This window comes from Sulfitobacter sp. IGS-18 (assembly GCF_059628195.1).
Map to the genome: position 1 here is coordinate 2,288,293 of NZ_CM184556.1, position 25,755 is coordinate 2,314,047.

The following is a 25,755-nucleotide window of genomic DNA, read 5'->3' on the forward strand; positions in this document are numbered from 1 at the left end:
TGCATAGTTGCTTGCCCCGCGCGGGTCGGACGCATAGACAGTTGCGAAAGTAAAAAAGGGTGATGGCACATGGCCAAAGGGTCGAGCATTTCAAAAACCGCGGTCTGGATTCTGATGGGTCTGCTGATCCTCGGTCTGGGTGGCTTTGGCGCGGTCAACCTGTCGGGCAACCTGCGCTCCATCGGTACGGTGGGTGACAAATCCATCCCGGTGGATGCCTATGCGCGCCAGCTGCAGAATGAAATCCGCGCCATCGAACAGCAGACCGGCGAAAGCCTGCCCTTTGCCCGTGCCCAGGAAATCGGCCTGGACCGCGCGGTGCTGCAACGGCTGGTGCGCAACCGGGCACTGGACCATGAAACGGCGCAGCTGGGCCTGTCCATCGGCGACGAAGCCCTGCGCGAGGACATTCTGAACATCCCCGCCTTTCAGGGTGTCGATGGCAAGTTCGACCGCGACGCCTACCGCTTTGCCCTGCAGCAGGGTGGCCTGTCGGAGGGTGAATTCGAAACCTCCCTGCGCGAGGAAGCGGCACGCACCCTTTTGCAACGCGCGGTCACCGGCGGCGTGGTGATGCCCGCCACCTATGCCGATACGCTGATGACCTATATCGCCCAGAAACGCAGCTTTACCTGGAGCGTGCTGGACGAAAGCGATCTGGCGACCCCGCTGGCAGAGCCCGGAGAAGAGGAACTGCGCGCCTATTACGACGAAAATCAGCAGGCCTTCATGCTGCCCCTGACCAAGAAGATCACCTATGCCTGGCTTTCCCCCGATGCCATGCTGGACGAGGTGGAGGTGCCCGAGGAAGAGCTGCGCCGCGCCTATGACGACCGCGCCGCCGAATACCAGCAGCCCGAACGGCGCCTGGTGGAACGCCTGGTCTTTGCCGATCAGGAAAGCGCCGACCGGGCCGCCGCCGCGCTTGAGGTCGATGGCACCACCTTCAACGCGCTGGTGGAGGAACGCGGCCTTGAACTGTCGGATGTGGATATGGGCGATGTCGGCAGGCTGGACCTGGACGCCGCGGGCGAGGCTGTCTTTGCCGCCGAAGTGGGCGATATCGTGGGCCCCCTGCCCAGCCCGCTTGGGCCCGCCCTGTTCCGGGTGAACGGCGTGCTGCCCGCCCAGAACACCACCTTCGAGGAAGCCCGCCCGGCCCTGCAGGCCGAGCTTGCCTCCGCCCGCGCCGTGCGCGCGGTAGAGGCCCGTGCGCAGGAGTTGGACGACCAGCTTGCCGGCGGCGTGACCCTCGAACAGATGGCTGAGGAAACCCATATGACCCTCGGCACACTCGACTGGACCCCCGAAAGCAGCGAGGGCATTGCCGCCTACACGGCGTTCCGCGACGTGGCTGCCGATGTCACCGCCGAGGATTTTCCGCGCATCACGCAACTGGAAGACGGCGGCGTCTTTGCCCTGCGGCTGGATGAGCGGCTGGAAGAACGCCCCGAACCTTTCGAGCAGGCCCGCGATGACGTGCGCGCCGCCTGGACCGCCGAACAGACCGTTGCGCAGCTGACCGAACAGGCCGAGGCATTGGTGCAGACACTGGGCGGCACCGCCTCCTTCGAAGAAGCGGGGCTTGACGCCACGATCGAGGAAAACCAGACCCGCCGCGCCTTTATCGAAGGCACGCCCGAAGGCTTCATGGAAACGGTCTTCAGCCTGGAACCGGGCGCCGTGACGGTGCTGCCGGGGGATGGCAATGTGGTGATCCTGCGTCTCGACGCGATTGAAGAGGCCGGCGAGACCGACGAATCCGCCACCCTGCGCGCCCGCCTCACCCAACAGCTGGACCAGAACCTGTCGCAGGACCTCTATTCCGTCTTTGCCGATGACGTGGTGCGCCGCGCCGGGCCGAAGGTGGACCAGCGCGCGCTGCAGGCCGTCCATGTCAACTTTCCCTGATCGGCGGCACCCATGACCCTGACACCGGCATATGAAGATTTCGCCGCAGGCTACGGCGCGGGCGAAAACCAGATCGTCTTTACCCGGCTGGCCGCCGACCTGGACACACCTGTCTCGCTGATGCTGAAACTGACCGGGGCGAGCGAAAACGCCTTTGTGCTGGAATCGGTCACCGGCGGCGAGGTGCGTGGACGCTATTCCATCATCGGGATGAAACCTGACCTGATCTGGCGCTGCCGGGGCGAAAGCTCGGCGGTGAACCGCGCCGCCCGCTATGACGCGGATGCTTTCGAAGAGATGCCCGGCAATCCGCTGGACGTGCTGCGCAGCGTCATCGCCGAAAGCCGGATCGACCTGCCCGAAGATCTGCCGCAGGCGGCGGCGGGGCTGTTCGGCTACCTGGGCTATGACATGATCCGCCTGGTCGAACATCTGCCAAACGTGAACCCCGATCCGCTGGGCCTGCCCGATGCGGTCATGGTCCGCCCTTCGGTCATTGCCGTGCTCGACGGGGTCAAGGGCGAGGTCACCGTCGTCTCCCCCGCATGGGTCTCTGACGGGCAATCGGCGCGTGCCGCCTATGCACAGGCCGCCGAACGGGTGATGGACGCGGTGCGCGATCTGGAACGCGCGATGCCTGCCACCTCCCGCGATCTGGGCGACGCCCATGAGACCCCGGAGCCGGTCAGCAACTTCACCCGCGACGGGTACAAAGCCGCGGTGGAAAAGGCGCGCGACTATATCGCGGCGGGCGACATCTTTCAGGTGGTGCCAAGCCAACGCTGGGCGCAGGGTTTTACCCAGGATCCCTTTACCCTCTACCGCAGCCTGCGGCGCACCAACCCCTCGCCCTTCATGTTCTATTTCAACTTCGGCGGCTTCCATGTGGTGGGTGCCAGCCCCGAGATCCTGGTCCGGGTCTTTGGCAATCAGATCACCATCCGCCCGGTGGCAGGCACCCGGCCCAGGGGCGCCACGCCGGAAGAGGACCGCGCGCTGGAAGCCGATCTTCTGCTGGATCAAAAGGAGCTGGCAGAGCACCTGATGCTGCTGGATCTGGGCCGCAACGACGTGGGCCGGGTCGCCAGAATCGGCACCGTGCGCCCGACCGAGGAATTCATCGTCGAACGCTACAGCCATGTCATGCACATCGTCTCCAACGTGGTGGGCGAGCTGAAGGAAGGCTGCGATGCGCTTGATGCCTTCTTTGCCGGCATGCCTGCGGGCACCGTGTCGGGGGCGCCCAAGGTGCGCGCGATGGAGATCATCGACGAGCTGGAACCCGAGAAACGCGGCCTTTACGGCGGCGGTGTCGGCTATTTCAGCGCGGGCGGCGACATGGACATGTGCATCGCCCTGCGCACCGCCGTGATCAAGGACGAGACGCTCTATATCCAGGCGGGCGGCGGCGTGGTCTATGACAGCGATGCGGAGGCCGAATATATGGAGACCGTGCATAAATCCAACGCCATCCGGCGGGCTGCCGCGGATGCCGCGCGCTTTGGTGGTCAGGGGAACCGCTGAAGGTGCCCAGCCGCGCGCCTTTCGAGATCGCGGGGCAATCTGTCGCCCCCGGCACCAGCCTCGGGATTGATCTGCCGGTCTCCACCCTGCCCGATCACACGCCGGTGCACCTGTCGGTCGAGGTGCATCACGGCAAGCGCCCCGGCCCCACCATGTTCGTCAGCGCCGCCGTGCATGGCGACGAGGTGATCGGCGTCGAGATCGTGCGCCGCCTGCTGCGCGCACCACAGCTCAAATCCCTGCGCGGCACCTTGCTGGTGATTCCGGTGGTCAATTCCTTCGGCTTTCTCAGCCGCTCGCGCTACCTGCCCGACCGGCGCGACCTGAATCGCTGCTTTCCGGGCCACCCCTCCGGGTCGCTGGGGGCGCGGCTGGCGCATATCTTTCTGCAGGAAGTCGTCCTGCGCTGCGATTTCGGGATCGACCTGCATTCCGCCGCGATCCACCGCACCAACCTGCCGCAGGTGCGGGTTTCGCCCTCCGACAAGGTCACCCAGAAAATGGCGGTGGATTTCGGCGCGCCGGTGGTGCTGACATCGGGGCTGCGCGACGGGTCCCTGCGCGCGGTGGCTGGCAAACAGGGCGTGCCGATCCTGCTCTATGAAGCGGGCGAAGGGCTGCGGTTCGACGAAATGGCCGTGCGCGCAGGGCTTGCGGGCATCCTGCGGGTGATGCGCGGCCATGACATGCTGCCCGCCAAGGGCATCGCAAAGGCGCGTGTCGCGCCCTATCTGTGTACCTCCTCCCACTGGCTGCGCGCCCCTGCGGGCGGGCTGCTGCGCACCTTCCGCGGCGAGGGCGAGACCGTCGAAAAAGGCGATGTGCTGGCCACGGTCTCCGACCCTTTCGGCGCGGTGGAGACCGATCTGATCGCCCCCGAAGCCGGCATCCTGATCGGCCGCGCGATCCTGCCGGTGGTGAACGAGGGCGATGCGGTCTTTCACCTGGCCAAGCTCAGCCCCCGCGCGGCGGAGGCCACGGTGGATGACCTGGCCTCGCAGCTGGAAAGCGACCCGCTGTTCGACGAGGATGAAATCATCTGATTGCTCTGCCGCGCAGCCGCGCTACCTGTTCCTGCGACCCCGAAGGAGCCACCAGATGATCCGAACCGCCACCTGTCTCTTGATGCTTTGTGCCGGCAGCGCCCAGGCCGACCTGAACCTGCGCTTTGTCGAAGGTGCGCCCGGCGACCGTTTCGTGCTGACCAACACCGGCAGCTGCCCCCTGGCCGAAGCCACGCTGACGCTGGACATCGGCGCCGCCCCCGCCGGGCTGCTGTTTGACGCAACGCCGGGCGGTGCCGGGGTGGACAGCGATCACCCTTTCGAGGTGATCGAGGGCCGTGGCGCGCTCTTGGGGCTGCCGGAGCTGGCGGATGGCGACACGGTGCTGAGCCTGAACCTTGCAGGGCTTGAGGCGGGCGGCATCGTCAGCTTTTCGCTGGATGTGGATGATACCGGCACAGGCCGCCCCGAAACCATCGCCGACAGCGAGATCGCGGGCACGATGGTCACGCTGGTGATGGGCGAGACAACGCTGGAGGTGGCCTTTTCCGATCAGGCCAGCGCCGTCATTCCGATTGCGCCCTGCATCAGCTAGGGATGCCGGACTTTTCAAAAAATCCGGAGCGATTTTTTCAAAAAAATCGTCTCAGGTCTCAGGCCAGATCACCTGCGAAACCCGCCGAGGTCGGGACCTGCGACCACATGCCAATTGCCCCCACATCAGCCAGACACGCCGGACTTTTTAAAAAGTCCGGAGCGATTTTTTCAAAAAAATCGCCTCAGGTCGCAGACCAGTTCACCTGTGAAACCCGCCGAGGTCGGGACCAGCGACCTCACGCCACTTGCCGTTGCATCAGCCATACGCGCCGGACTTTTCAAAAAGTCCGGAGCGATTTTTTCAAAAAAATCGTCTCAGGTCTCAGGCCAGATCACCTGTGAAACCCGCCGAGGTCGGGACCAGCGACCTCATGCCAATTGCCCCGACATCAGCCAGACACGCCGGACTTTTCAAAAAGTCCGGAGCGATTTTTTCAAAAAAATCGCCTCAGGTCGCAGACCAGTTCACCTGTGAAACCCGCCGAGGTCGGGACCAGCGACCTCACGCCACTTGCCGTTGCATCAGCCATACGCGCCGGACTTTTCAAAAAGTCCGGAGCGATTTTTTCAAAAAAATCGTCTCAGGTCTCAGGCCAGATCACCTGTGAAACCCGCCGAGGTCGGGACCAGCGACCTCATGCCAATTGCCCCGACATCAGCCAGACACGCCGGACTTTTCAAAAAGTCCGGAGCGATTTTTTCAAAAAAATCGCCTCAGGTCGCAGACCAGTTCACCTGTGAAACCCGCCGAGGTCGGGACCAGCGACCTCACGCCACTTGCCGTTGCATCAGCCATACGCGCCGGACTTGTCAAAAAGTCCGGAGCGATTTTTTCAAAAAAATCGTCTCAGGTCTCAGGCCAGATCACCTGTGAAACCCGCCGAGGTCGGGACCAGCGACCTCACGCCACTTGTCCCTGCATCAGCCAGACGCGCCGGACTTTTCAAAAAGTCCGGACCGATTTTTTCAAAAAAATCGTCTCAGGTCGCAGACCAGTTCGCCTGTGAAACCCGCCGAGGTCGGGACCAGCGCCCTCATGCCAATTGCCCCCACATCAGCCAGACACGCCGGACTTTTTAAAAAGTCCGGACCGATTTTTTCAAAAAAATCGTCCCCGGCCCCAGGCCTATTCGCGGGTCAGAACCGCCGAAACCGGGACCAGCGCCACGCTGTTGGCCCGGTCCTGCAAGCCCCAGAGCAGCAGCGCCGAGATCGTATCGGGCCGCAGCCGGCCCAGCATGATCACGGCCCCTTCCTGCCCCGCCTTGAACGCCGCCTGATCCAGGAACCGGCGGATCACCGTGGCGCTCTGCCCGTTGCTGTCGAAATCGCGAAAGATCGGATCGGCCGGCACGCCTTCCTTGCGGGCAAGCTTGGGCATCGTGTTCAGCCCCTTGTCCTGGGTGATCAGCCCATGCCCGGTATCGGCCAGAATCGCGGTGATCTGGTCTGACAGGTCGCGGCTGCCCTGAAAGCCGCCATCGGGGGCCTCCAGCACCGCGACGACCTGGTCCAGATCCGGCAGCACCACATTGAACGTGGTTTCCGCGTCGCTGGGCTGCGCGCCTTCGGGCAGGGACACCATCGCCACCACTTCAAAGCCTGCCTCGCGGTAAAGCGCCATGCGCTCCGCCGCATCGGGCTTGCTGGCATCCACCGCGAAACTCAGGGGATAGGGAAAGCTGCGCAGCGCGGCCAGGCCCTGCGCCCCGGAGGTCAGGCCGGAGCCGTCGTCGATCAGCACGATCCCCATCAGCGGTTTGCCTTCGGTTGGCGGATAGGGCTGCGCAAAGGCTTCAATCGGCGGCACCTTGCTGTCCTCCGGCGTGGCATCGCCATCCACGGCCCCGGCAGAGGCCTCGGCACTCTCCGGGGCGGGCGCGGCAGAGCCGGGGCGGTTTACGGTCACGCCGCTCTCGCGGTCGGTCAGCGTCACGGCGGGCGTGCCGATTGCGGGCCGTGTCGCGCGGTCTGCCGATGGCGTTTCTTCCGCTGCTGTCTCGGACGTATCCGCGGACGGGGGTGTCTCGGCGTCGGGAAGTGTCTCGGCCACCACTGGCGGCGTTTCCGGCTCGGCCTGCGGCGCGATCTCTGCGGTTTCGGGTTCCGGGGCCTGTGGCATCGGCTCGGCCCCGGTGGTCTGGACCGGTGTTTCGCTCTCCGGCGCGACCGGCGTGGCATCGGCGGCAATGTCGTCGGCACCGGGCGCCTCCCCCCCCTCCTGCGCCACCTCGGGTGTCGCGGGCTGCTCCGGTGCATCGGGCACGGCAGGTGCGGCCCCGGTGGTCTCGAACGGTCCGCTTTCCGCCTGCGGTTCGGGCGGCTGCGCAGGTTCGGTGCTGATCGACAGGGTGTCAGGGTCCTGCGGGGCCATCGGGGCCAGGGCCTGCGGATTCGGCAACACCGGGCTTTCGGCCTCGGTTGCAACACCGCTGCTGTCCGCCCCGCCCTCCGGCGCGTTCAGCCCTTCGACGCCGCCTGTCTCTGGCGCGGCCGCAGGGCTTGTCGCCGTTTCGTCCAGCGTGGCCAGCGTATCGGGATCAGGCGGCACCCCCTGGGGCGCGGCAGGCGCGGTTGCGGGGGCGCGATCGGTGAGGCTGGCCTTGTCGGTGCCCGTGCCATCCGGGCTGGCCGGCGCCTGGGTTCCGCCGGGGGCCGCATCGGTGACCTCGGGCGGCATCGGCGGTTCCAGCAGAACCGAGGCGATGCCGGCCACGCTTACGCTCACCACGCCGCCCAGAACGGCCCCTTTGAAAAAACCCCGTGCCATTGTCGCACTCTCCTGCTCTTTTCAGCGGCATGTGAACGCCGCTTTGCCTGCCCTGTTCTTATGCACGGACCGCTCTTGACGCCAGCGGACAACCCTGAACATGTAGGGCGTAACTATACCCCCGTCAGGGGCCTCAAAACCAGTGCCAATCCGGTCATAAGGACAAAGAATTCAGACGTGTTGCTCCTGATAGATAACTACGACAGCTTTACCTACAACCTCGTCCATTATCTGGGCGAATTGGGGGCGGATGTGGTCGTGCACCGCAATGACAAGATCAGCGTGGAGGCGGCGCTCGCGCTGCAGCCCGCGGGCATCCTGCTGTCCCCCGGCCCCTGTGACCCGGACCGGGCGGGCATCTGCCTGGAACTGACCCGCGCCGCCGCCGAGACGGGCCTGCCCCTGCTGGGCGTCTGCCTGGGGCACCAGACCCTGGGCCAGGCCTTTGGCGGCCAGGTGGTGCGCGCGGGCGACATCGTGCATGGCAAGCTGGGGCTGATGCACCATGAGGGCCAGGGCATCTTTGCCGGTCTGCCCAGCCCCTTCCCCGCCACGCGCTATCATTCCCTGGTGGTGGACCGCGACAGCCTGCCCGACTGCCTGCAGGTGACCGCGGCACTTGAGGACGGCACCATCATGGGCCTGCAACACCGCGAGCTGCCGCTGCACGGGGTCCAGTTCCACCCGGAATCGATCCGCTCGGAACATGGGCACAAGATGCTGCAGAACTTCCTCGACGTGATGAAGGTCCCGGCATGAGCGACACCCTCAAACCGCTGATCGACGCTGCCGCCAACGGCCCGCTGACCCCTGCGCAGGCGGCAGAAGCCTTTGAAATCCTCTTTGACGGCGAAGCCACCCCCAGCCAGATCGGCGGCTTCCTGATGGCACTGCGCACCCGGGGCGAGACGGTGGATGAATATGCCGCCGCCGCCAGCGTGATGCGCGCCAAATGCCATGCGGTGAAAGCCCCCGAGGGCGCGATGGACATCGTCGGCACCGGCGGCGATGGCAAGGGCACGCTGAACATCTCGACCGCCACCGCCTTTGTCGTGGCAGGTGCCGGGGTGATCGTGGCCAAACACGGCAACCGCAACCTCAGTTCAAAATCCGGGGCGGCGGATGCGCTGACCCAGATGGGCCTCAATGTGATGGTGGGCCCCAAGGTGGTGGAGCGTGAACTCGCCGAGGTCGGGATCGGCTTCATGATGGCCCCCATGCACCACCCGGCGATTGCCCATGTGATGCCGACACGCTCGGAGCTGGGCACCAGGACGATCTTCAACATCCTTGGCCCCCTGACCAACCCCGCCGGCGTCAAACGCCAGCTGACCGGTGCCTTCTCGCGCGATCTGATCCGGCCGATGGCCGAAACCCTGCGCGCGCTTGGCAGCGACAAGGCCTGGCTGGTCCATGGCTCTGACGGCACCGACGAGCTGACCATCACCGGCGTGAGCTGGGTCAGCGGGCTGGACAGGGGCACCATCCGTGATTTCGAGATCCACCCCGAAGACGCGGGCCTGCCCGTCCACCCCTTCGAGGCGATTGTCGGCGGCACGCCTGCCGAGAATGCCCAGGCCTTCCATGCCGTGCTGGAGGGGGCCGCATCCGCCTATCGTGATGCCGTGGTGTTGAATGCGGCGGCGGCCCTTGTGGTGGCCGATGCCGCGCCGGACCTGAAAACAGGTGTTGAAATGGCCCGCAGCAGCCTTGATTCCGGCGCTGCCCGCGAAAAGCTGCGCCGCGTGGCCGAAGTATCTCAGGAAAAGTGATGAAATCCCCCCTTGCACGGCTTGGCGACTGGGCTGAGCTCCCCTTTTTTACCACCACCTTTCCGGCGATCGAGACCGCGCTGCGGGCCGAGAAGCGCAATGTCTTCCCCCCCGCCGACCAGATTTTCGCGGCGCTGGAACATGTCGCCCCCGGCGATGTGCGCGTGGTCATCCTGGGCCAGGACCCCTATCCAACCGTGAACCACGCCCACGGCTACGCCTTTTCCGCCGAGGAAGATACCCGGCCGCTGCCGCGCTCTCTGGCCAATATCTTCAAGGAGATGCGCAGCGACATCGGCGCCGCACCGGAAAGTGCCGACCTGCGGTTCTGGTCCGATCAGGGGGTGCTGCTGCTCAACACCATCCTGACCGTGCCGGAGGGACAGCCGAAGGGCCATGAGACGCTGGGCTGGCAGGCCCTGTGCGATCAGGTGCTGGCACGGCTGGCCGACAGCCCGCGTGCCTATCTGCTCTGGGGCAGCAGCGCGCAAAAGGCCGCGGCCGGCGTGGACCCGACCACCAATCTCAAGATCGAAAGCCACCACCCGGTCGGCATGTATGGCAACATGGGCTTTTTCGGCTCCCGCCCGTTTTCCCGCACCAATGCGTGGTTGCGCCAGCAAGGCCTGCCCGCCATAAACTGGGCCAACCCGGAGACCACATGACACAGACCATCCTGGACAAGATCAAGGCCTACAAGCTGGAAGAAATCGCCGCGGACAAGGCGGCCAAACCGCTTGAAGCGGTCACCGCAGAGGCGCGCGCGGCAAGCCCGGTGCGCCCCTTTGCCGAAAGCCTGCACCAGGCCTCGCGGGAGGGCTATGGCCTGATCGCCGAAATCAAGAAGGCGAGCCCCTCCAAAGGGTTGATCCGGGATGATTTCAACCCGGCCAACCACGCCGCGGCCTATGCCGCCGGCGGGGCGACCTGCCTGTCGGTGCTGACCGATACGCCCAGTTTCCAGGGCGCCAAGTCATTCCTGACAGAGGCCCGCGCCGCCTGCGACCTGCCGGTGCTGCGCAAGGATTTCCTTTATGACACCTACCAGGTGGCAGAGGCCCGCGCACTGGGGGCCGATTGCATCCTGATCATCATGGCCTCGGTCTCTGACGCTCAGGCGGCGGAACTGGAAGCGGCCGCGATGGAATTTGACATGGATGCGCTGATCGAGGTGCACAATGATGCGGAACTGGAGCGCGCCACCAAGCTGAAAAGCCGGATGATCGGGATAAACAACCGCAATCTCAATACCTTCGTAACCTCTCTTGATGTGACCCGCCGCCTGTCCAAACATGTGCCGCCGGACCGCATGATCGTCTGCGAATCCGGTCTGCACACACCGCAGGACCTGGCGGATATGGCCATGTTCGGCGCGCGGTCCTTCCTGATCGGCGAAAGCCTGATGCGCCAGCCGGATGTGGAACAGGCAACGCGGGACCTGCTGGCCAATCCGCTGACCGCCGGGGGCATGTGATGGCGCTGACGCATTTTGACGGCAAGGGCGATGCCCATATGGTCGATGTCTCCGACAAGGCAGTGACATCGCGCATCGCCATTGCCGAGAACCACATCAAGATGCGCCCCGAAACTCTTGATATCATTACCGAAGGACGCGCCAAGAAGGGTGATGTTCTGGGCGTGGCACGGCTGGCCGGGATCATGGCGGCCAAACAGACCGCCAGCCTGATCCCGCTGTGCCATCCCCTGCCGATCACCAAGGTCAGCGTGGAGCTGACCCCCGACGCCGCGCTGCCCGGCATCCGCATCGAGGCCACGGTCAAGACCACCGGCCAGACCGGGGTGGAGATGGAGGCGCTGACAGCGGCCTCCGTTGCGGCGCTGACGGTCTATGACATGGCCAAGGCCGTGGACAAGGGCATGGAAATCGGCGGCCTGCGCGTGGTTCTCAAGGATGGTGGCAAATCGGGCCGCTACACCGCCCCATGATCTCCGTCGAAGAGGCGCTTGCCCGGCTGCTGGCCCTTGTCGCGCCGCTTGAGGCCGAAGAGGTGCCGCTGCGTGCCGCCGCCGGCCGGGTACTGGCCCGCGATGTGACTGCCAGCCGCACCCAGCCGCCCTTTGCCGCCTCTTCGATGGATGGCTATGCCCTGCGCCGGGACGAGGTGGAGCCGGGCGCGATGTTCAAGGTCATCGGAGAATCCGCCGCCGGTCACCGCTTTGACGGCGTGGTCAAACCCGGTCAGGCGGTGCGCATCTTTACCGGCGCACCGGTGCCGGAAGGTGCTGATTTCATTGTCATTCAGGAAGATGTCACCCGGCGCGGCGATCTGATCACCCTGGGCCATGACATCGGCGAAAAGGACAATATCCGCCCTGCAGGCGGCGACTTTGCCGCCGGTGACAAGATCCCGGCCCCGCTGCTGCTGCGGCCCACGGATATTGCGCTGCTGGCGGCAATGAACATCGCCCGCGTTCCGGTCACCCGCAAACCACGGCTGGCGATCCTTGCCACCGGTGATGAGCTGGTCCAGCCCGGCGAAGAGCCCGGCCCCGACCAGATCGTCGCCTCCAACAGCCACGGGCTGACCGCGATGTTCGAGGAAATGGGCGCCGAGGTGCAGCTGCTGCCCATCGCCCGCGACACTGCCGCCTCGCTGAAACAGGCGTTCACGCTGGCCCGGGGCGCGGATCTGATCGTCACCATCGGCGGTGCCTCTGTCGGTGATCATGATCTGGTCGCGCCGGTGGCGGCCGAACTCGGCATGGAACAGGCCTTTTACAAGGTGGCGATGCGCCCCGGAAAACCGCTGATGGCCGGGCGCATCGGTACATCGGCGATGATCGGCCTGCCGGGTAATCCGGTTTCGGCCATGGTCTGCGGCAGCGTTTTCGTGGCCCCGATGCTGCGCCGGATGCTGGGCCTGGGCGATGCGCCCGCCCCGATGCGCGATGCGGTGCTGGGCGTCGACCTGCCCGCCAACGGCCCGCGCGCCCATTACATGCGCGCGCAGATCCGCGACGGCGCGGTCCACCCCGACACGCGGCAGGATTCCTCGCTCTTGTCGGTGCTGGCCCATGCCGATGCCCTCCTGGTCCGCCCGGTCGAAGACCCGGCGCGCAAGGCTGGCGATACTGTCCGTGTCATCCCGCTTTGAGGCAGAGCGCCCTTTCAGCGTTGACACAAAACAGGAACATCCCTAGAACAAAAAGAAACAACTGACCAAAAGGGACGGGCCGTGCTTACCAAAAAACAACTCGATCTGTTGGCATTCATCCAGAAACGTGTGCAGCGCGACGGCGTACCGCCCAGCTTTGACGAAATGAAGATCGCACTTGATCTGCGGTCGAAATCCGGCATTCACCGCCTGATCACGGCGCTGGAGGAACGCGGTTTCATCCGCCGTCTGGCGCACCGCGCCCGCGCGCTTGAGATTGTGAAACTGCCCGAAAGCCTGGGCGGCGCGCCCAGCGGCTTTACCCCCCGCGTGATCGAGGGGGACCGCCCCGACAGCCCGCCGCCGGCCCAGGCCATGGCGGTCCAGGCCACGGCGCTGGATCTGCCGGTGATGGGGCAGATCGCCGCCGGTGTCCCGATCGAGGCGATCAATCACGAAACCCACCGCGTTTCCGTGCCCGGCGGCATGGTTTCGGGCAAGGGCGAACATTACGCGCTTGAAGTCAAAGGCGATTCGATGATCGAGGCCGGGATCAACGACGGCGATGTCGTGGTGATCCGCGAGACCTCCACCGCCGACAACGGCGATATCGTCGTGGCGCTGGTCGATGACCTTGAGGCGACGCTGAAGCGCTTCAAACGCAGCGGCACCTCCATCGCGCTGGAGGCCGCGAACCCGGCCTATGAGGCGCGGGTGCTGGCCGCCGACCGGGTCAAGGTTCAGGGCCGTCTGGTCGGGCTGATCCGCACATATTGATCCGGCGCGGCCTCCGGCTTTGCCGGGGGCCAATGGGTCCATAATCTGTCACCGGTCCGTTCGCGGGCCGTTGTCAGGGTCCAGCCCTGCTTGCCCGGTGTCAGCGCCAGCGCGCCCGTGTGTTTCAGCAGCAGCGGGTCAAAGACATCGCAGGGCGCTTGCGCCAGATCGGCCGCAGGGACAGAGACGACGACGATCTGCCCCGGCGCACATCCCTCGAGTGCCGCCAGACGCCGCTTGCCGCTCAGGTGGATGACTTCGCCCTCCTTTGGCCAGCGCAGGGCGGCCTCCAGCTGTCCGCCACCGTCGCCATCATTCTCCAGCCAGTTGCGCGCGACAAATCCGGCGGTGCGCTCCCGGCTCAGCGCCCGGCCCTGCGGGGTCATCACCCCGACCAATGCGCCCGTGTCGGAGATCAGAACAGCGGGCCGCTGCGCCCCCTGCCAAAGAACAAGGGCCAGTGCCATCACGGGCAAGCCCGCAAGGCGCAAACGGCCCTGCCAGAGGATCAGCAGCAGGAACCCCAGTGCCAGCAGCGGGATCACCCAGCCCCCCGGCCCCACCACATAGCCGCGCGCGCCCTCCAGCCCGGCGATCCAATGGGCCACGCCGAGAATCCAGCGCAGGCCCAGTCCCATCACCCAAAGCCCCAGCGCCTCTGCCCCGAAGGGGGCGAGTACCAGCGCCGCCACGGCGGCGGGGATGATCAGCACCCCCATCAGCGGCACCGACACCAGGTTCGCGAGCAGCCCGTAGTGGGCAATGGTGTTGAAATGCGCCGCCGCAATCGGCGCCGTGGCCAGCCCCGCCACGGCGGAGGAGACAAAGACCGCAAAGGCGGGTTTCAGCCAGGGCGGCAACCAGCCCATATCGACCGCCCTGAGCCAGCCAAAGACCGCAACCAGCGCCGTTGTCGCGGCAAAAGACATCTGGAACCCCGGCCCCATCAGCGCCTCTGGCCGAAGGATCAGCACCAGCGTTGCCGCAATCGCCACCGCCCGCAGGGACAGCGCCCGCCGCCCGATCATCAGCGCCCCCAGCGCCACGGCCACCATGATAAAGGCCCGCTCCGTCGCCACGTTGCCGCCCGACAGCGCGAGGTAACCTGCCGCCGCGACCAGCGCACCACCGGCCGCGATCCCCTTTGCCGGCCAGCGCAGGGCCGTGACCGGATGCGCGGCCAGCAGCAACCTGAGCGCGCCCAGCACCACCGCGCTGAGCAGCCCCATGTGCAGCCCCGAGATTGCCAGCAGATGCGCCAGGTTGCTGGCGCGCAAGGCCTCCAGCGCCTCGCGGCTGATGGCGCTGCGGTCGCCGGTGGTGATGGCGGCGGCAAAGCCGCCAATGTCCCCGGGCAGAACCTGCCGGATGCGGGCAGAGGCCGCCATGCGGATGCGAAACACCGCCAGCCCCGCATGGCCATCCCGCGCCTCTGCCACCCCCAGCAGCGGCACGCGGGTATAGCCGACGGCGCCCAGCCGCGCGAACCAGGCGTGGCGCTGGAAATCGAATCCGCCCGGCTCCACCGGACCGGCGGGGGGCGACAGATGGGCCGTGGTCATCACCCGCAGCCCCGGTCCGGGCGTGATCCCCGCACCGCCATGTAGCGACAGCCGCACCCGGTCTGGCGTTCGCGCAGGTGACACCCGCGCCAGCCGCACCTGATCCAGCGTCAGGCGCAGCGCATCGGACTGGCTCCGGTCCATCGCGACAATCCGCCCCTCAACCGGCCCGTAATAGCGCCAGCCCAGCACCGGCCCCGCCACGCGATGCGCCCGGCCCGCCGCCAGCAATACCCCGATCAGGCAAAGCACCGTGCCCAGGGCAAGGGGCGCCACCGGCTCCGGCAGGAAGCGGGCCAGCACCAGCATCAGCAGCGCCGTTGCGGCAAGCCCTGCAAGCACCGGCAGGTCCGGCTCCGTGGCCAGTGAAAAATAGCTGCCGACGCCCGCTGCCAGGCAGACCGGCACCCAGCAGATCAGGCCGCCGCGCTGTGCCAGCAGCACCTTGCCTGCAGAATTGGAAATGCGCCCGCATAGGCCCATGCTTGCCCCCGCGCACCGCACTGGATAGACAGGCAGCACCCTAGAGGCCCCGTGATGAACAAGAGATTAACACGAGGCTGAGCACGTCAGAATTTGTTAGGAAAACATCCCCCATGTCCGCCGAAGTCGTCACCCGTTTCGCCCCGTCTCCCACCGGTTTCCTGCACATCGGCGGCGCGCGGACCGCGCTGTTCAACTGGCTTTATGCGCGCGGCAAGGGCGGCAGGTTCCTGCTGCGGATCGAAGATACCGACCGCGCCCGTTCGACCCCGGAGGCGACGGATGCGATTCTGCAGGGTCTGGCCTGGCTGGGCCTCGACCATGATGGCGAGATCGTCAGCCAGTTCGAAAATGCGCCGCGCCATGCGGAAGTGGCCAATGCCCTGCTGGAGGCCGGCAAGGCCTACAAGTGCTTTGCCACGCAGGAAGAAATCAACGCCTTCCGCGAGGCGGCCAAGGCCGAGGGCCGCAGCACGCTTTACCAGTCCCCCTGGCGCGATGCGGACCCCGCCAGCCATCCCGATGCCCCTTACGTCATCCGCATCAAGGCCCCGCAGGAAGGCCAGACGGTGATCCGTGACCAGGTGCAGGGCGATGTGACCATTTCCAACGCGCAGCTTGATGACATGGTGCTGTTACGTTCCGATGGCACACCGGTCTACATGCTGGCGGTTGTCGTGGATGATCATGACATGGGCGTGACCCATGTGATCCGGGGGGATGACCACCTGAACAATGCCGCGCGCCAGATGATGATCTATCAGGCGATGGGCTGGGATGTGCCGGTCTGGGCGCATATCCCACTGATCCACGGGGCGGACGGCAAGAAACTGTCGAAACGCCACGGTGCTTTGGGCGCACAGGAATATCAGGCGATGGGCTATCCCGCCGCTGGCATGCGCAATTATCTGGCCCGGCTGGGCTGGAGCCATGGCGACGATGAATTCTTTACCGATGCCCAGGCGCGCGACTGGTTCGACCTGGACGGGATCCGCAAGAGCCCCGCGCAGTTCGACCTGAAAAAGCTGGAAAACATCTGCGGGCAGCATATCGCGGTCTCGGATGATGCCGCGCTGCGGCAAGAATGTCAGGGCTACCTGGCGGCAGCCGGCCTGCCCCCGCTTGATCCCGATCAGGCGCAGGGTTTGGAGCGGGCCATGTATTGCCTCAAGGAACGGGCAAAGACATTGCCTGAACTCATTGAAAAGGCACATTTTGTTCTGACGCACCGCCCTGTGGAGCCGGACGAGAAGGCGCAAAAGGCGCTGGATGCGGAGGCCCGTGGCTTACTGGCGGAATTGACGCCGCACCTGCAAGATGCTAGCTGGACCAAGGAAACGCTGGAAGAGGTAATGAACAGCTTTGCGGCTGCGCATGATACCAAATTCGGCAAACTCGCAGGGCCCCTTCGGGCTGCCCTTGCTGGGCGCGCGGTCACCCCATCCGTTTTTGACATGATGCTCGTGTTGGGACGTGATGAGACCCTCGCCCGACTGACGGATGCGGCGGCGTGAACAGGGTTAACCCCCTGGAAACGCCACGCGCGATAACACATCGGCAGGTCCTGTCTCAGGGCCTCGTCGTGACGGCGGGCAATACGCCCTGCCGCCAGCTCAAGGGGAAGGGACCGCATGACTGAGAGCACGAAATCCGCAACGCTGACCATCGACGGCAAAAACTATGATCTGCCGATCTTTTCGCCAACCGCAGGCCCCGACGTGGTCGACATCCGCAAGCTCTATGCGCAGGCCAATGTCTTTACCTATGACCCCGGCTTCACCTCCACCGCCGCTTGCGACAGCACCATCACCTATATCGACGGCGATGCCGGGATCCTGCTGCACCGGGGCTATCCCATCGACCAGCTGGCCGCCAAATCGCATTACCTCGAAGTCTGCTACCTGCTGCTATACGGTGAGCTTCCCTCCCCCGCAGAGCTTGAGGATTTCGAAAGCCGCGTGACCAACCACACCATGCTGCACGAGCAGATGATGAACTTCTTCCGCGGGTTCCGGCGCGATGCGCACCCGATGGCGGTCATGGTGGGCGTGGTGGGCGCAATGTCCGCCTTTTATCACGACAGCACCGACATCAACGATCCCTGGCAGCGCGAGGTCGCGTCGATCCGCCTGATCGCCAAGATGCCGACGATCGCCGCGATGGCCTATAAATACACCATCGGCCAGCCCTTCGAATATCCGCGCAACGATCTGGACTATGCGTCCAACTTCCTGCGCATGTGCTTTGCCGTCCCGGCAGAGGAATATGTCGTCGATCCGATCTTGAGCCGGGCGATGGACCGCATCTTTACCCTGCATGCGGATCACGAGCAGAACGCCTCCACCTCCACGGTGCGTCTGGCGTCCTCCTCCGGGGCCAACCCCTTTGCCTGTATCGCGGCGGGCATTGCCTGTCTCTGGGGCCCTGCCCACGGCGGCGCCAACCAGGCCTGTCTGGAAATGCTCAAGGAAATCGGCACACCCGACCGCATCCCCGAGTTCATTGCCCGCGCCAAGGACAAGAACGATCCGTTCCGCCTGATGGGCTTTGGCCACCGCGTCTACAAGAACTTCGACCCGCGTGCGACGGTGATGAAGGAAAGCGCGGACGAGGTTCTGGAACTGCTGGGTGTGGAGAACAACCCGATCCTGCAGGTTGCCAAGGAACTTGAGAAACAGGCGCTCAACGATCCGTATTTCGCGGAAAAGAAACTGTTCCCGAACGTGGATTTCTATTCGGGCATCATCCTTGAGGCCATGGGCTTCCCCACCTCGATGTTCACCCCGATCTTCGCGCTGTCGCGGACCGTCGGCTGGATTTCGCAGTGGAAGGAAATGATCGCCGATCCGCAGAACAAGATCGGCCGGCCGCGCCAATTGTACCTTGGCCAGACCGCCCGCGATTACACGGACATCGAAAACCGGTGATCCGACCCCCGGCAAACGCCCCGTTCAACGGGGCGTTTCGCTTTGTTGCCCAAACGTAAACAACCTTCCCATCAGAACGGGAAGTTTTCGGGGTGCTGATCTTCGCCGGCGGATCAGCTGCCGGCTCGGCGGAACGCCAAGAATCACAACTTTCCCTTCCGCGCCCAAGAACCAAAGGCCGCTGAGCCCGCCGACTGTTTCAGCCGTCATTGCCCAATGCGAAACACCGGCCCCTGAAACATGGCTAAATTGTGGCATTGTTTCGCCCTTCCAGACAATCTGCGAGGTTGCTTGACCGCCCTTCAAAAGCACCGTTAACCTGTTGAGAAATGTAGCGAGGAGGCACCATGTCGCTTTGGTTTTCATGCGGGTCGATTGTGCTGGTCGTTGCCACACTGATCCGGACCACACGAACAGATCAGGCTTTGTTGCGGCCTGTTCTGGTCCCGATCCGTTACAAAACAGATGCGCCCGGTCCCTTGCGGAAATGGAGGCTCACATGACAGATTGCCGCTCGGACCGCCCGATGGAGGGCAGATTGCGCTGGGACCGCGCGGCAGGCTTGTTGCCCACCGCGGCGCGGTCAGGACCGGGGCCGCAGGGCGCGCTGGTGCCCGCAGGCCTGCGTGACAACGATCAGATCGCCGTGATCTATGACAAGGGGCAGACCCCGCCGGAAATCACCATCCGGCAGGTGTCGGGTACGGTCCATACGGTTCTGGCGGATGGTGTTGCGGTCGCCGTTGTGGCCAGCGCCAATGGCCCCGCCCCCAGCAAGGACGATGTGCTGCTGGTGGAACGCTCGGTCTGACCGGCATCGCGCAGCCGACGCATTTCGCGTCCCGGTGCGGGTGTTCGTGGTCTGCGCGGTGTGGGATCGGAAGCTGTTCAATGTGACATGAGACACAAGCCGGGCCGTCGCCTGCCCGGGGTGGGCGATACTGCCCTTGGCTCAAGCCACTTTATTTCTCAACCATGATGAATCCCATCAGTGGAACACCCAGCCTCACCAAATCGCCTACCCGAGGGGCGGGCAGGCGATGGCCCGGCGCCTTCGGCTTGTTCCGGGCCTTGGCATGACTGATCGACGACAGCGCTGCCCGGCTCTGATGAAACTCAATACCCAATACCGTCAGTTTGTACGATCACCTGAAGTGTCATGCGAAAGACCGCAAAAGCCCCGGAGCCCAAACCGGGCCACAGGGTCCGACATTCAGCGCCCCTCGAAGGTCGCCTTGCGTTTCTCGGTAAAGGCCAGCACCCCTTCCTTGAAATCGCGCGTTGCGCCGCATTGGCCTTGCGTTTCGGCCTCCTGCGCGAGCTGATCTTCATAGGAATTGTCCCAGGTCCCCCGGATCACCTGTTTGACCCCGGCATAGGCCGCTGTCGGCCCCTGCGCCAGCTGCGCCGCGCGGGCCTGCCAATGGGCCGCAAAATCCGCATCTGCAACAGCTTCCCAGATCATGCCCCAGTCGTCGGCCTGCCGCGCGCTGATCTTGTCCGCAAAAAGTGCGGCCCCCATGGCCTTGGCCGTGCCCATGTTGCGCGGCATCACATAGGTGCCGCCCGCGTCGGGGATCAGGCCGATCCGGGTAAAGGCCTGCATGAAATAGGCGCTTTCGGTGGCAAAAACCACGTCACAGGCCAGCGCCAGGTTCGCCCCTGCCCCCGCCGCCGGCCCGTTCACCGCAGCAATGGTCGGCACCGGGCAGTTCACGATGGCACGCAGCATCGGCGCATATTCATCGCGCAGCGTGCGTTCCAGATCAACAGAGGCCGCGGTGGCCCGATCCCCCAGATCCTGGCCGGAGCAGAACGCCCTGCCCGCCCCGGTGATCACCACCACCCGCGCTTCCTTGCCGCCCTGGGTTGCGGCATGTGCAATCTCGGCGCGCATCTGCGTGGTCAATGCGTTCATCTTGTCCGCACGGTTCAGCGTGATCGTGGCAATGCCCTCTGCCACATCATAGGTGATCGTCTGATATTCCATGTTTCCGGTATCCTTCGCTTGAGGCCTTTGCCCCTTGATACCAAAGCGGGTCACGCGGACCAGCAAAACCGCACGTCAATCCTTGAGAATCTCGCGCAGCCGGGCCTCTTCCTCCGGGCTCAGAGGGGTCTCTCCGGCCTGGGTGGCACGCGACCGGCCGCGCAGATAGACAAAGCCGACACCCCCCGCGATCAGCAGCATCAGCGGCCCCGCCCCCCAGAGCAGCCAGTTCGCCCCCGTCACCTCGGGCCGCAGCAGCACATATTCGCCGTAACGCTGCACGATGAAATCCACCGCCTCGGCGTCCGTGTCCCCGGCAACCAACCGCTCGCGCAGCAGGATGCGCAGGTCACGCGCGAGACTTGCGTTGCTCTCATCAATGCTTTCGTTGCGGCAGACAAGGCAACGCAGCCCCCTGGACAGCTCCCGCGCCCGTGCCTCCAGCGCGGGATCCTCCAGCATCTCATCGGGCTGCACGGCGGCCAGCGGCGAGGCCAGCAGCATCAGGATCAGGACAAGGCGTTTCATGCCGCGGGCACCGGCGTGGCGCGGGTCTTGCGCGCGCCTGCCGCCACGCGGAAGCGCCGGTCGCTCAGGCTCAAGAGCCCTCCCAGCGCCATCAGCCCGCAGCCGATCCAGATCCAGTTGGTCAGCGGCTTGACATAGACCCGCACGGTCCAGCCGCCATTGTCCTGCTGATCCCCGATCACCACATAGACATCCCGCGCGAGGTTGTAGTCGATGGCAGCCTCGGTCGTGGGCATGCGGGCGACCGGGTAGAACCGTTTCTCGGGCATGAGCTGCGAGATCACGCTGCCGTCCTTCGACAGGGTCACATCGGCCTGCGTCGCCTGATAGTTCGGTCCGCGTATCTCGTTCACCTCGTTCAGCGTCAGGGTATAGCCGCCCACATCCCAGGGCTGCCCGATCTGGGCGACGCGGATGTCATCCTGTGTCCAGGCGGTCAGCCCGGCGATGCCCGCCATGGTCACGCCAAGCCCCGCATGGGCCACGGCCTTGCCCCAGTCCGCGCGCGGCAGCCGGCGCAGCCGCGCCCAGCGTCCCGCCCCGCGCCCCGTGCGCTGCGCCAGTTCGACAACCACACCGGCCACCAGCCAGGCCCCGAGGAACAGGCCCATCGGCCCCAGCAGGCTGCGCCCTGACTGCATCGTCCAGGCCAGCCCGCCGACCGCCAGCGCCAGCACAAAGGCATAGCGCAAGGGCCGGACAGCACGGGCAATGCGCGCCCGTTTCCAGGGCAGCACCGACCCCACCGGCAGGATCAGCCCCAGAAGCACCATGAAGGGGGTGAAAGCCGCGTTGAAAAAGGGCGGCCCGACACTCACCTTGCGGTCAAAGAACATCTCGGCAAGCAGCGGCCACATGGTGCCGACAAAGACCACGAAACAGGCCACCGCCAGCAGCAGGTTGTTCACCACCAGGGCGGATTCGCGGCTGACCAGTCCGAAGACGCCCTTCGCCTCCATCGCGCCCGCGCGCAGGGTGAAGAGGATCAGCGCGCCGCCCATGAAAAAGGCCATGATCGCCAGGATGAACACGCCCCGCTCGGGGTCGTTGGCAAAGGCGTGTACTGAGGTCAGAAGCCCCGAGCGCACGATGAAGGTGCCGATCAGCGAGAATCCGAAGGCGAGGATCGCCAGCAGGATCGTCCAGCTTTTCAGGCTTTCGCGTTTTTCCACCACGATGGCCGAATGCAGCAGCGCCGCCGCCAGCAGCCAGGGCATGAAACTGGCGTTTTCCACCGGGTCCCAGAACCAGAAACCGCCCCAGCCTAGCTCGTAATAGGCCCACCAGGACCCCAGCGCGATGCCAATGGTCAGGAAGATCCAGGCCGCCAGCGTCCAGGGCCGCACCCAGCGGCCCCATGCGGCATCCACCCGCCCCTCGATCAGCGCCGCCACGGCAAAGCTGAACGCCATGCTGAGGCCCACATAGCCAAGGTAGAGGAACGGCGGATGAAAGGCCAAACCCGGGTCCTGCAGCAACGGGTTCAGGTCACGCCCGTCAAAGGGCGGTGTTTCCAGCCGCAGGAAAGGGTTGGAGGTGAAGATGATGAAGGCGAAGAACGCTACCGCAATGGCCGATTGCACCGACAGCACCCGCGCCCGCAGGCTGGGCGGCAGGTTGCCCCCGAACCAGGCGGCCATCGCCCCGAACAGCGTCAGGATCAGCACCCAGAGCAGCATGGAGCCCTCGTGATTGCCCCAGGTGCCGCTGATCTTGTACAGCATCGGTTTCGCCGAATGGCTGTTCTCGACCACCAGCTTCAGCGAGAAATCGGAGTTGATGAAGGCCCACATCAGCGCGCCGAAACTCAGTGCCGTCAGGGCAAACTGCGCGCCTGCCGCCGGTTCCGCCACTGCCATCCAGCCGGGCCAGCGTTTCTGCGCCCCGATCAGGGGCACGATCATCTGAACGATCGCCACCGCAAAGGCGAGGATCAGCGCGAAATGTCCGAGTTCTGTGATCATGCCCCGATTATATGCGGGGGCCGGGGCACCCGCCACGGGATTCTGTCACAATCGGCGCATCAAAGCGTCGCAGCCTGCGCAACTGTCAGGCGGCGCGTTTCCAGGCCTCCAGCGCCGGGTTGCTGTCGGGTGTGATCACCGCCAGGGAAAGGCCCGCGTCATTGCCGGTTTCTGCCGCCCGCGGGCTGTCGCTGCGCAGGGCCTTGATGGCGCTGATGTTCTCCAGCACCTGGGGCAGCCGGGTGACCGTGCCTGCAATCTCGCGCTGGAACTGTTGGGCTTTGACCTGATGGCGTGCCCCGAAATAGAAGGACACGATCACCCCCAGCAGCCACCACAGCGGCTCCGGCACCAGGGCAATGCCCTGCATACGCTCTGAAAACCACAGCGGGTCAACCATGGCCGAGACGAACAGCCCCATCGTCCCCAGCGCCAGCGCCGGGCGTGGCAAGCGGTTCAGCCCATCCATGAAACGGTCAAAGCCGCCCTGCCGCGCCACCGCGAATTCCGCGCCATATTGCGACATCGCCTGCCCCTGCGCCGCCGCGGCCCGCACCGCCCCCGCCTCTGCGTTCTCGCGAAAGACTTCCACGGTTTCGCGCACAACGTTACGCTCGCCCCCGAACATCAAGCCAAAGATGCGTCCGATTACCCCCATGCCGAGATCCTTTGCCGAAATGCCGCCGTGCTGAGATGATACTGCGGCGAGATGAACTCCTCGGCCCGGAGGATCCAGCCGCCCTTGCCGCCCGCCCTGTTGCGCGCATATTTGCGGCTGGCCGGGCGGCGGTCTGCCAGTCGGAAATAATAGTTCCGGCGGGCGATCCCATAGGCATCGACAAAGGCATCAGCGCCCCGCCGCATGGCCCCGCGCACCGCGCCGATGCTTTGCGGCCCCAGCGCGCCATCAACCACCACGTCATATCCCATGTCGCGCAACAGCCGTTGCAGGATCTTCACCGCATTGGCCCCCGCGTTGACATACATGTCAAAGACACTGGGTTGCAGGATGCTGGGCAATTCTCCGATCAGCGGCCTTTCGAAATAATGCCGGATAAAGATATCGACGGCCTGCGCGCGGGTCAGGCTGCGCACATCGCCGACGTCGACCTGCCCGTCCCCGGTCAGGTCCAGCCCCAGCCGCCGCATCGTGTGGATTGTCACGCCAAAGTTCGTGGCTCCGCCCGGATCGTCCGGATCATTCACGAATCCGCCTTCCCGCGCCACGATGGCCTCGGCGATCTGCCTGACCGTCTGCATTGCTGCTGCTCCTTGCCCGTTGATCGGGGCAAAGACTGCTCAGAGAATGGTTAACGGATCTGGCGGCAGCGCGCGTTGCTCAGCCTTCGGGGTCCTTGTAGACGCCCTGCGCCTTGAGCGCGTCCACGACCTCTTTCGGCATGTAGGTTTCATCGTGTTTTGCAAGGATTTCAGTGGCTTCGAAAACACCGTTGATGTAACGGCCGGTGCCGACCATACCTTGATTTTCCGCAAAGAGATCCGGCAGGACACCGCTGAAGGTCACCGGCACCCTGGCCCCGCCATCGGTCACGTTAAAGCGCACGACCTCACCATCACCGCGGATCAGACTGCCCTCTTCCACCAGCCCGCCGATGCGGAACACCTCTGTCGGCGCGGGCGGTTCCGCCATCACCTGAGAGGGCGCGCGGAAAAAGTTGATGCCGTCGCGCATCGCATAGCCGATCAGCGCAGTGGCGGCGACCAGCGCCACCACCGCCACGGCGATCACTTGAATACGGCGTTGCTTTTTCAGGCTTTTCATCGGCTTAGCATGGCCTCACGGGAACAGGGGCGCCATCATCAGCCCCTCGGTCTCTGCAATACCTAACATCAGGTTGGCGTTCTGCAATGCCTGCCCGCTGGAACCCTTTGTCAGGTTGTCCAGCGCCGCGATGACAATGGTGCGCCCTTCGATCCGGTCCGCCACCACGCCGATATGGCAGAAGTTCGACCCGCGAATATGCCTTGTGCTGGGGGCTTCCCCCAGCGGCAGAACCTCGATGAACGGCTCGGCCTCATAGGCATTTTTCAACGCCTCATGAATGGCTTGCGCGTCACCTTTCAAGTAGCATGTCGCCAGGATACCCCGGTTTGCCGGGACCAGATGCGGCGTGAACTGCACCTTCACGGGCCGCCCCGCAAGCGCCGAAAACTCCTGATCGAACTCGCCCAGGTGCCGGTGCGTCCCGCCCACCGAATAAGCGTGGTAGCCTTCGGACAATTCCGCGTGAAGCAGGTTTTCCTTCAGCGACCGGCCCGCGCCCGACACCGCGCATTTCAGATCCAGGATGATCTCATCCAGGTCGATCACCCCGGCCTCGATCAGCGGGCGCAGGGCAAACTGCCCCGTGGCCGCGTTGCAGCCCGTGCCCGCTACCAGCCGCGCGGCGGCGATCTCCTTGCGGTAGAATTCAGTCAGCCCATAGACGGCCTCCTCCTGCTGCGCCAGCGCGGCATGGTCGTTGCCATACCATTTCTTGTAGGCCGCCGGATCGCGCAGCCGGAAATCCGCGGAAAGGTCAACGATCTTGAGGTCTTTCGGCAGCGCCGCGATCACCTCTTGCGAGGTCTTGTGCGGCAGGGCGCAGAAACACAGGTCGATGTCGGAAAAGTCGATTTCCTCGATGGTCACCAGCGCGGGCAGATCAAGGTGGCGCAGGTGCGGAAACACTTCTGCCATGCTTTGCCCGGCCTTCGAGTTTGCACCCAAGGCCTTGATTGTCATGGAGGAATGTCCGGCGATCAGCCGGATAAGTTCAGCACCGGTATAGCCGGATGCGCCAAGAATGGCGATGTTATGGGTCATGTC

General features: G+C 64.9%; 23 protein-coding genes. 14 read left to right on the top strand and 9 right to left on the bottom strand.

Annotation, left to right across the window (positions count from 1 at the left end):
• The first annotated feature begins 69 nt into the window (after positions 1-69).
• Genes ACWNZ3_RS11090 through ACWNZ3_RS11105 form a run of 4 tightly spaced genes read left to right on the top strand, consistent with a single transcriptional unit; the run spans position 70 to position 5,034 of the window.
• Entirely contained in the window at positions 70-1,911 is a 1,842-nt protein-coding gene (locus ACWNZ3_RS11090; protein WP_496899971.1) for a peptidyl-prolyl cis-trans isomerase, read from the top strand.
• A gap of 12 nt (positions 1,912-1,923) precedes the next feature.
• Positions 1,924-3,435 (top strand): anthranilate synthase component I, encoded by a 1,512-nt coding sequence (gene trpE, locus ACWNZ3_RS11095; RefSeq protein ID WP_496899972.1) that lies wholly within the window; start codon positions 1,924-1,926, stop codon positions 3,433-3,435.
• 2 nt (positions 3,436-3,437) lie between these two features.
• Positions 3,438-4,478 (top strand): succinylglutamate desuccinylase/aspartoacylase family protein, encoded by a 1,041-nt coding sequence (locus ACWNZ3_RS11100; protein ID WP_269361717.1) that lies wholly within the window; start codon positions 3,438-3,440, stop codon positions 4,476-4,478.
• A 55-nt stretch (positions 4,479-4,533) separates the two neighbouring features.
• A complete protein-coding gene (locus ACWNZ3_RS11105) occupies positions 4,534-5,034 on the top strand; it encodes an aggregation factor core (RefSeq protein WP_496899973.1) in 501 nt (166 codons plus the stop codon).
• A gap of 1,128 nt (positions 5,035-6,162) precedes the next feature.
• Here ACWNZ3_RS11105 and ACWNZ3_RS11110 read toward each other — a convergent pair.
• Entirely contained in the window at positions 6,163-7,806 is a 1,644-nt protein-coding gene (locus ACWNZ3_RS11110; RefSeq protein ID WP_496899974.1) for a divergent polysaccharide deacetylase family protein, read from the bottom strand.
• 177 nt (positions 7,807-7,983) lie between these two features.
• Between ACWNZ3_RS11110 and ACWNZ3_RS11115 the strand changes: the two genes are divergently transcribed.
• The 7 genes from ACWNZ3_RS11115 to lexA all read left to right on the top strand — a co-directional run bounded on the left by ACWNZ3_RS11115 (position 7,984) and on the right by lexA (position 13,471).
• The gene (locus tag ACWNZ3_RS11115) at positions 7,984-8,565 is read left to right on the top strand and encodes an anthranilate synthase component II (RefSeq protein WP_114275484.1); all 582 of its coding nucleotides are present in this window, start codon (positions 7,984-7,986) and stop codon (positions 8,563-8,565) included.
• Positions 8,562-9,578: an anthranilate phosphoribosyltransferase gene (trpD, locus tag ACWNZ3_RS11120; RefSeq protein WP_496899975.1), complete on the top strand. Its 1,017-nt coding sequence runs from the start codon at positions 8,562-8,564 to the stop codon at positions 9,576-9,578. Before ACWNZ3_RS11115 ends, trpD begins: the two co-directional genes overlap by 4 nt.
• Positions 9,578-10,243: a uracil-DNA glycosylase gene (locus ACWNZ3_RS11125; RefSeq protein ID WP_274575212.1), complete on the top strand. Its 666-nt coding sequence runs from the start codon at positions 9,578-9,580 to the stop codon at positions 10,241-10,243. The genes trpD and ACWNZ3_RS11125 overlap by 1 nt, the downstream gene beginning before the upstream one ends.
• Positions 10,240-11,052, top strand: coding sequence for an indole-3-glycerol phosphate synthase TrpC (trpC, locus tag ACWNZ3_RS11130; RefSeq protein WP_496899976.1), 813 nt, complete (start codon positions 10,240-10,242; stop codon positions 11,050-11,052). Before ACWNZ3_RS11125 ends, trpC begins: the two co-directional genes overlap by 4 nt.
• Positions 11,052-11,525 (top strand): cyclic pyranopterin monophosphate synthase MoaC, encoded by a 474-nt coding sequence (gene moaC / locus ACWNZ3_RS11135; RefSeq protein WP_269361710.1) that lies wholly within the window; start codon positions 11,052-11,054, stop codon positions 11,523-11,525. The genes trpC and moaC overlap by 1 nt, the downstream gene beginning before the upstream one ends.
• On the top strand, positions 11,522-12,694 hold the full coding sequence (locus ACWNZ3_RS11140) for a molybdopterin molybdotransferase MoeA (RefSeq protein ID WP_496899977.1): 1,173 nt from the start codon (positions 11,522-11,524) through the stop codon (positions 12,692-12,694). Before moaC ends, ACWNZ3_RS11140 begins: the two co-directional genes overlap by 4 nt.
• A gap of 81 nt (positions 12,695-12,775) precedes the next feature.
• On the top strand, positions 12,776-13,471 hold the full coding sequence (lexA, locus tag ACWNZ3_RS11145) for a transcriptional repressor LexA (RefSeq protein ID WP_269361708.1): 696 nt from the start codon (positions 12,776-12,778) through the stop codon (positions 13,469-13,471).
• Here lexA and ACWNZ3_RS11150 read toward each other — a convergent pair.
• Positions 13,435-15,516, bottom strand: a complete 2,082-nt coding sequence (locus ACWNZ3_RS11150) for a ComEC/Rec2 family competence protein (protein WP_496899978.1) — start codon at positions 15,514-15,516, stop codon at positions 13,435-13,437. The two genes, lexA and ACWNZ3_RS11150, sit on opposite strands and share 37 nt — an antisense overlap.
• A 113-nt stretch (positions 15,517-15,629) precedes the next feature.
• Between ACWNZ3_RS11150 and gltX the strand changes: the two genes are divergently transcribed.
• From gltX to ACWNZ3_RS11165, 3 genes are all read left to right on the top strand, one after another.
• Entirely contained in the window at positions 15,630-17,030 is a 1,401-nt protein-coding gene (gltX, locus tag ACWNZ3_RS11155) for a glutamate--tRNA ligase (RefSeq protein WP_274575207.1), read from the top strand.
• A gap of 117 nt (positions 17,031-17,147) precedes the next feature.
• A complete protein-coding gene (gltA, locus tag ACWNZ3_RS11160; protein WP_269361705.1) occupies positions 17,148-18,443 on the top strand; it encodes a citrate synthase in 1,296 nt (431 codons plus the stop codon).
• Between the two features lie 499 nt (positions 18,444-18,942).
• Positions 18,943-19,254, top strand: a complete 312-nt coding sequence (locus tag ACWNZ3_RS11165) for a hypothetical protein (RefSeq protein WP_269361703.1) — start codon at positions 18,943-18,945, stop codon at positions 19,252-19,254.
• Positions 19,255-19,656: 402 nt separating this feature from the next.
• Here the strand turns inward: ACWNZ3_RS11165 and ACWNZ3_RS11170 are convergent, their stop codons facing one another.
• From ACWNZ3_RS11170 to argC, 7 genes are all read right to left on the bottom strand, one after another.
• Positions 19,657-20,433 carry an enoyl-CoA hydratase-related protein gene (locus tag ACWNZ3_RS11170; protein ID WP_269361702.1) on the bottom strand — a complete coding sequence of 259 codons (777 nt, stop codon included), beginning with the start codon at positions 20,431-20,433 and terminating at the stop codon, positions 19,657-19,659.
• 75 nt (positions 20,434-20,508) lie between these two features.
• Positions 20,509-20,961 carry a cytochrome c-type biogenesis protein gene (locus ACWNZ3_RS11175; protein ID WP_274575206.1) on the bottom strand — a complete coding sequence of 151 codons (453 nt, stop codon included), beginning with the start codon at positions 20,959-20,961 and terminating at the stop codon, positions 20,509-20,511.
• Positions 20,958-22,925, bottom strand: coding sequence for a heme lyase CcmF/NrfE family subunit (locus tag ACWNZ3_RS11180; protein ID WP_496899979.1), 1,968 nt, complete (start codon positions 22,923-22,925; stop codon positions 20,958-20,960). Before ACWNZ3_RS11180 ends, ACWNZ3_RS11175 begins: the two co-directional genes overlap by 4 nt.
• Positions 22,926-23,010: 85 nt before the next feature.
• The gene (locus ACWNZ3_RS11185; protein WP_274575204.1) at positions 23,011-23,583 is read right to left on the bottom strand and encodes a holin family protein; all 573 of its coding nucleotides are present in this window, start codon (positions 23,581-23,583) and stop codon (positions 23,011-23,013) included.
• Positions 23,574-24,185 carry a holin-associated N-acetylmuramidase gene (locus ACWNZ3_RS11190; protein WP_496899980.1) on the bottom strand — a complete coding sequence of 204 codons (612 nt, stop codon included), beginning with the start codon at positions 24,183-24,185 and terminating at the stop codon, positions 23,574-23,576. The genes ACWNZ3_RS11185 and ACWNZ3_RS11190 overlap by 10 nt, the downstream gene beginning before the upstream one ends.
• A 79-nt stretch (positions 24,186-24,264) precedes the next feature.
• Positions 24,265-24,708 (bottom strand): cytochrome c maturation protein CcmE, encoded by a 444-nt coding sequence (gene ccmE / locus ACWNZ3_RS11195; RefSeq protein ID WP_496899981.1) that lies wholly within the window; start codon positions 24,706-24,708, stop codon positions 24,265-24,267.
• 15 nt (positions 24,709-24,723) lie between these two features.
• Positions 24,724-25,752 (bottom strand): N-acetyl-gamma-glutamyl-phosphate reductase, encoded by a 1,029-nt coding sequence (argC, locus tag ACWNZ3_RS11200; protein WP_496899982.1) that lies wholly within the window; start codon positions 25,750-25,752, stop codon positions 24,724-24,726.
• Positions 25,753-25,755: the final 3 nt, after the last annotated feature.

Excerpts from the sequence above, each read along its gene's own strand:
- ACWNZ3_RS11105 (WP_496899973.1), top strand. The coding sequence starts at position 4,534 with ATGATCCGAACCGCCACCTGTCTCTTGATGCTTTGTGCCGGCAGCGCC.
- argC (WP_496899982.1), bottom strand. The coding sequence starts at position 25,752 with ATGACCCATAACATCGCCATTCTTGGCGCATCCGGCTATACCGGTGCT.
- ACWNZ3_RS11170 (WP_269361702.1), bottom strand. The coding sequence starts at position 20,433 with ATGGAATATCAGACGATCACCTATGATGTGGCAGAGGGCATTGCCACG.
- ACWNZ3_RS11110 (WP_496899974.1), bottom strand. The coding sequence starts at position 7,806 with ATGGCACGGGGTTTTTTCAAAGGGGCCGTTCTGGGCGGCGTGGTGAGC.
- ACWNZ3_RS11180 (WP_496899979.1), bottom strand. The coding sequence starts at position 22,925 with ATGATCACAGAACTCGGACATTTCGCGCTGATCCTCGCCTTTGCGGTG.
- gltX (WP_274575207.1), top strand. The coding sequence starts at position 15,630 with ATGTCCGCCGAAGTCGTCACCCGTTTCGCCCCGTCTCCCACCGGTTTC.
- ACWNZ3_RS11165 (WP_269361703.1), top strand. The coding sequence starts at position 18,943 with ATGACAGATTGCCGCTCGGACCGCCCGATGGAGGGCAGATTGCGCTGG.
- ACWNZ3_RS11150 (WP_496899978.1), bottom strand. The coding sequence starts at position 15,516 with ATGGGCCTATGCGGGCGCATTTCCAATTCTGCAGGCAAGGTGCTGCTG.
- trpD (WP_496899975.1), top strand. The coding sequence starts at position 8,562 with ATGAGCGACACCCTCAAACCGCTGATCGACGCTGCCGCCAACGGCCCG.
- ACWNZ3_RS11140 (WP_496899977.1), top strand. The coding sequence starts at position 11,522 with ATGATCTCCGTCGAAGAGGCGCTTGCCCGGCTGCTGGCCCTTGTCGCG.
- trpE (WP_496899972.1), top strand. The coding sequence starts at position 1,924 with ATGACCCTGACACCGGCATATGAAGATTTCGCCGCAGGCTACGGCGCG.
- ACWNZ3_RS11175 (WP_274575206.1), bottom strand. The coding sequence starts at position 20,961 with ATGAAACGCCTTGTCCTGATCCTGATGCTGCTGGCCTCGCCGCTGGCC.
- trpC (WP_496899976.1), top strand. The coding sequence starts at position 10,240 with ATGACACAGACCATCCTGGACAAGATCAAGGCCTACAAGCTGGAAGAA.
- ACWNZ3_RS11190 (WP_496899980.1), bottom strand. The coding sequence starts at position 24,185 with ATGCAGACGGTCAGGCAGATCGCCGAGGCCATCGTGGCGCGGGAAGGC.
- moaC (WP_269361710.1), top strand. The coding sequence starts at position 11,052 with ATGGCGCTGACGCATTTTGACGGCAAGGGCGATGCCCATATGGTCGAT.
- gltA (WP_269361705.1), top strand. The coding sequence starts at position 17,148 with ATGACTGAGAGCACGAAATCCGCAACGCTGACCATCGACGGCAAAAAC.
- ACWNZ3_RS11185 (WP_274575204.1), bottom strand. The coding sequence starts at position 23,583 with ATGGGGGTAATCGGACGCATCTTTGGCTTGATGTTCGGGGGCGAGCGT.
- ACWNZ3_RS11090 (WP_496899971.1), top strand. The coding sequence starts at position 70 with ATGGCCAAAGGGTCGAGCATTTCAAAAACCGCGGTCTGGATTCTGATG.
- ACWNZ3_RS11125 (WP_274575212.1), top strand. The coding sequence starts at position 9,578 with ATGAAATCCCCCCTTGCACGGCTTGGCGACTGGGCTGAGCTCCCCTTT.
- ccmE (WP_496899981.1), bottom strand. The coding sequence starts at position 24,708 with ATGAAAAGCCTGAAAAAGCAACGCCGTATTCAAGTGATCGCCGTGGCG.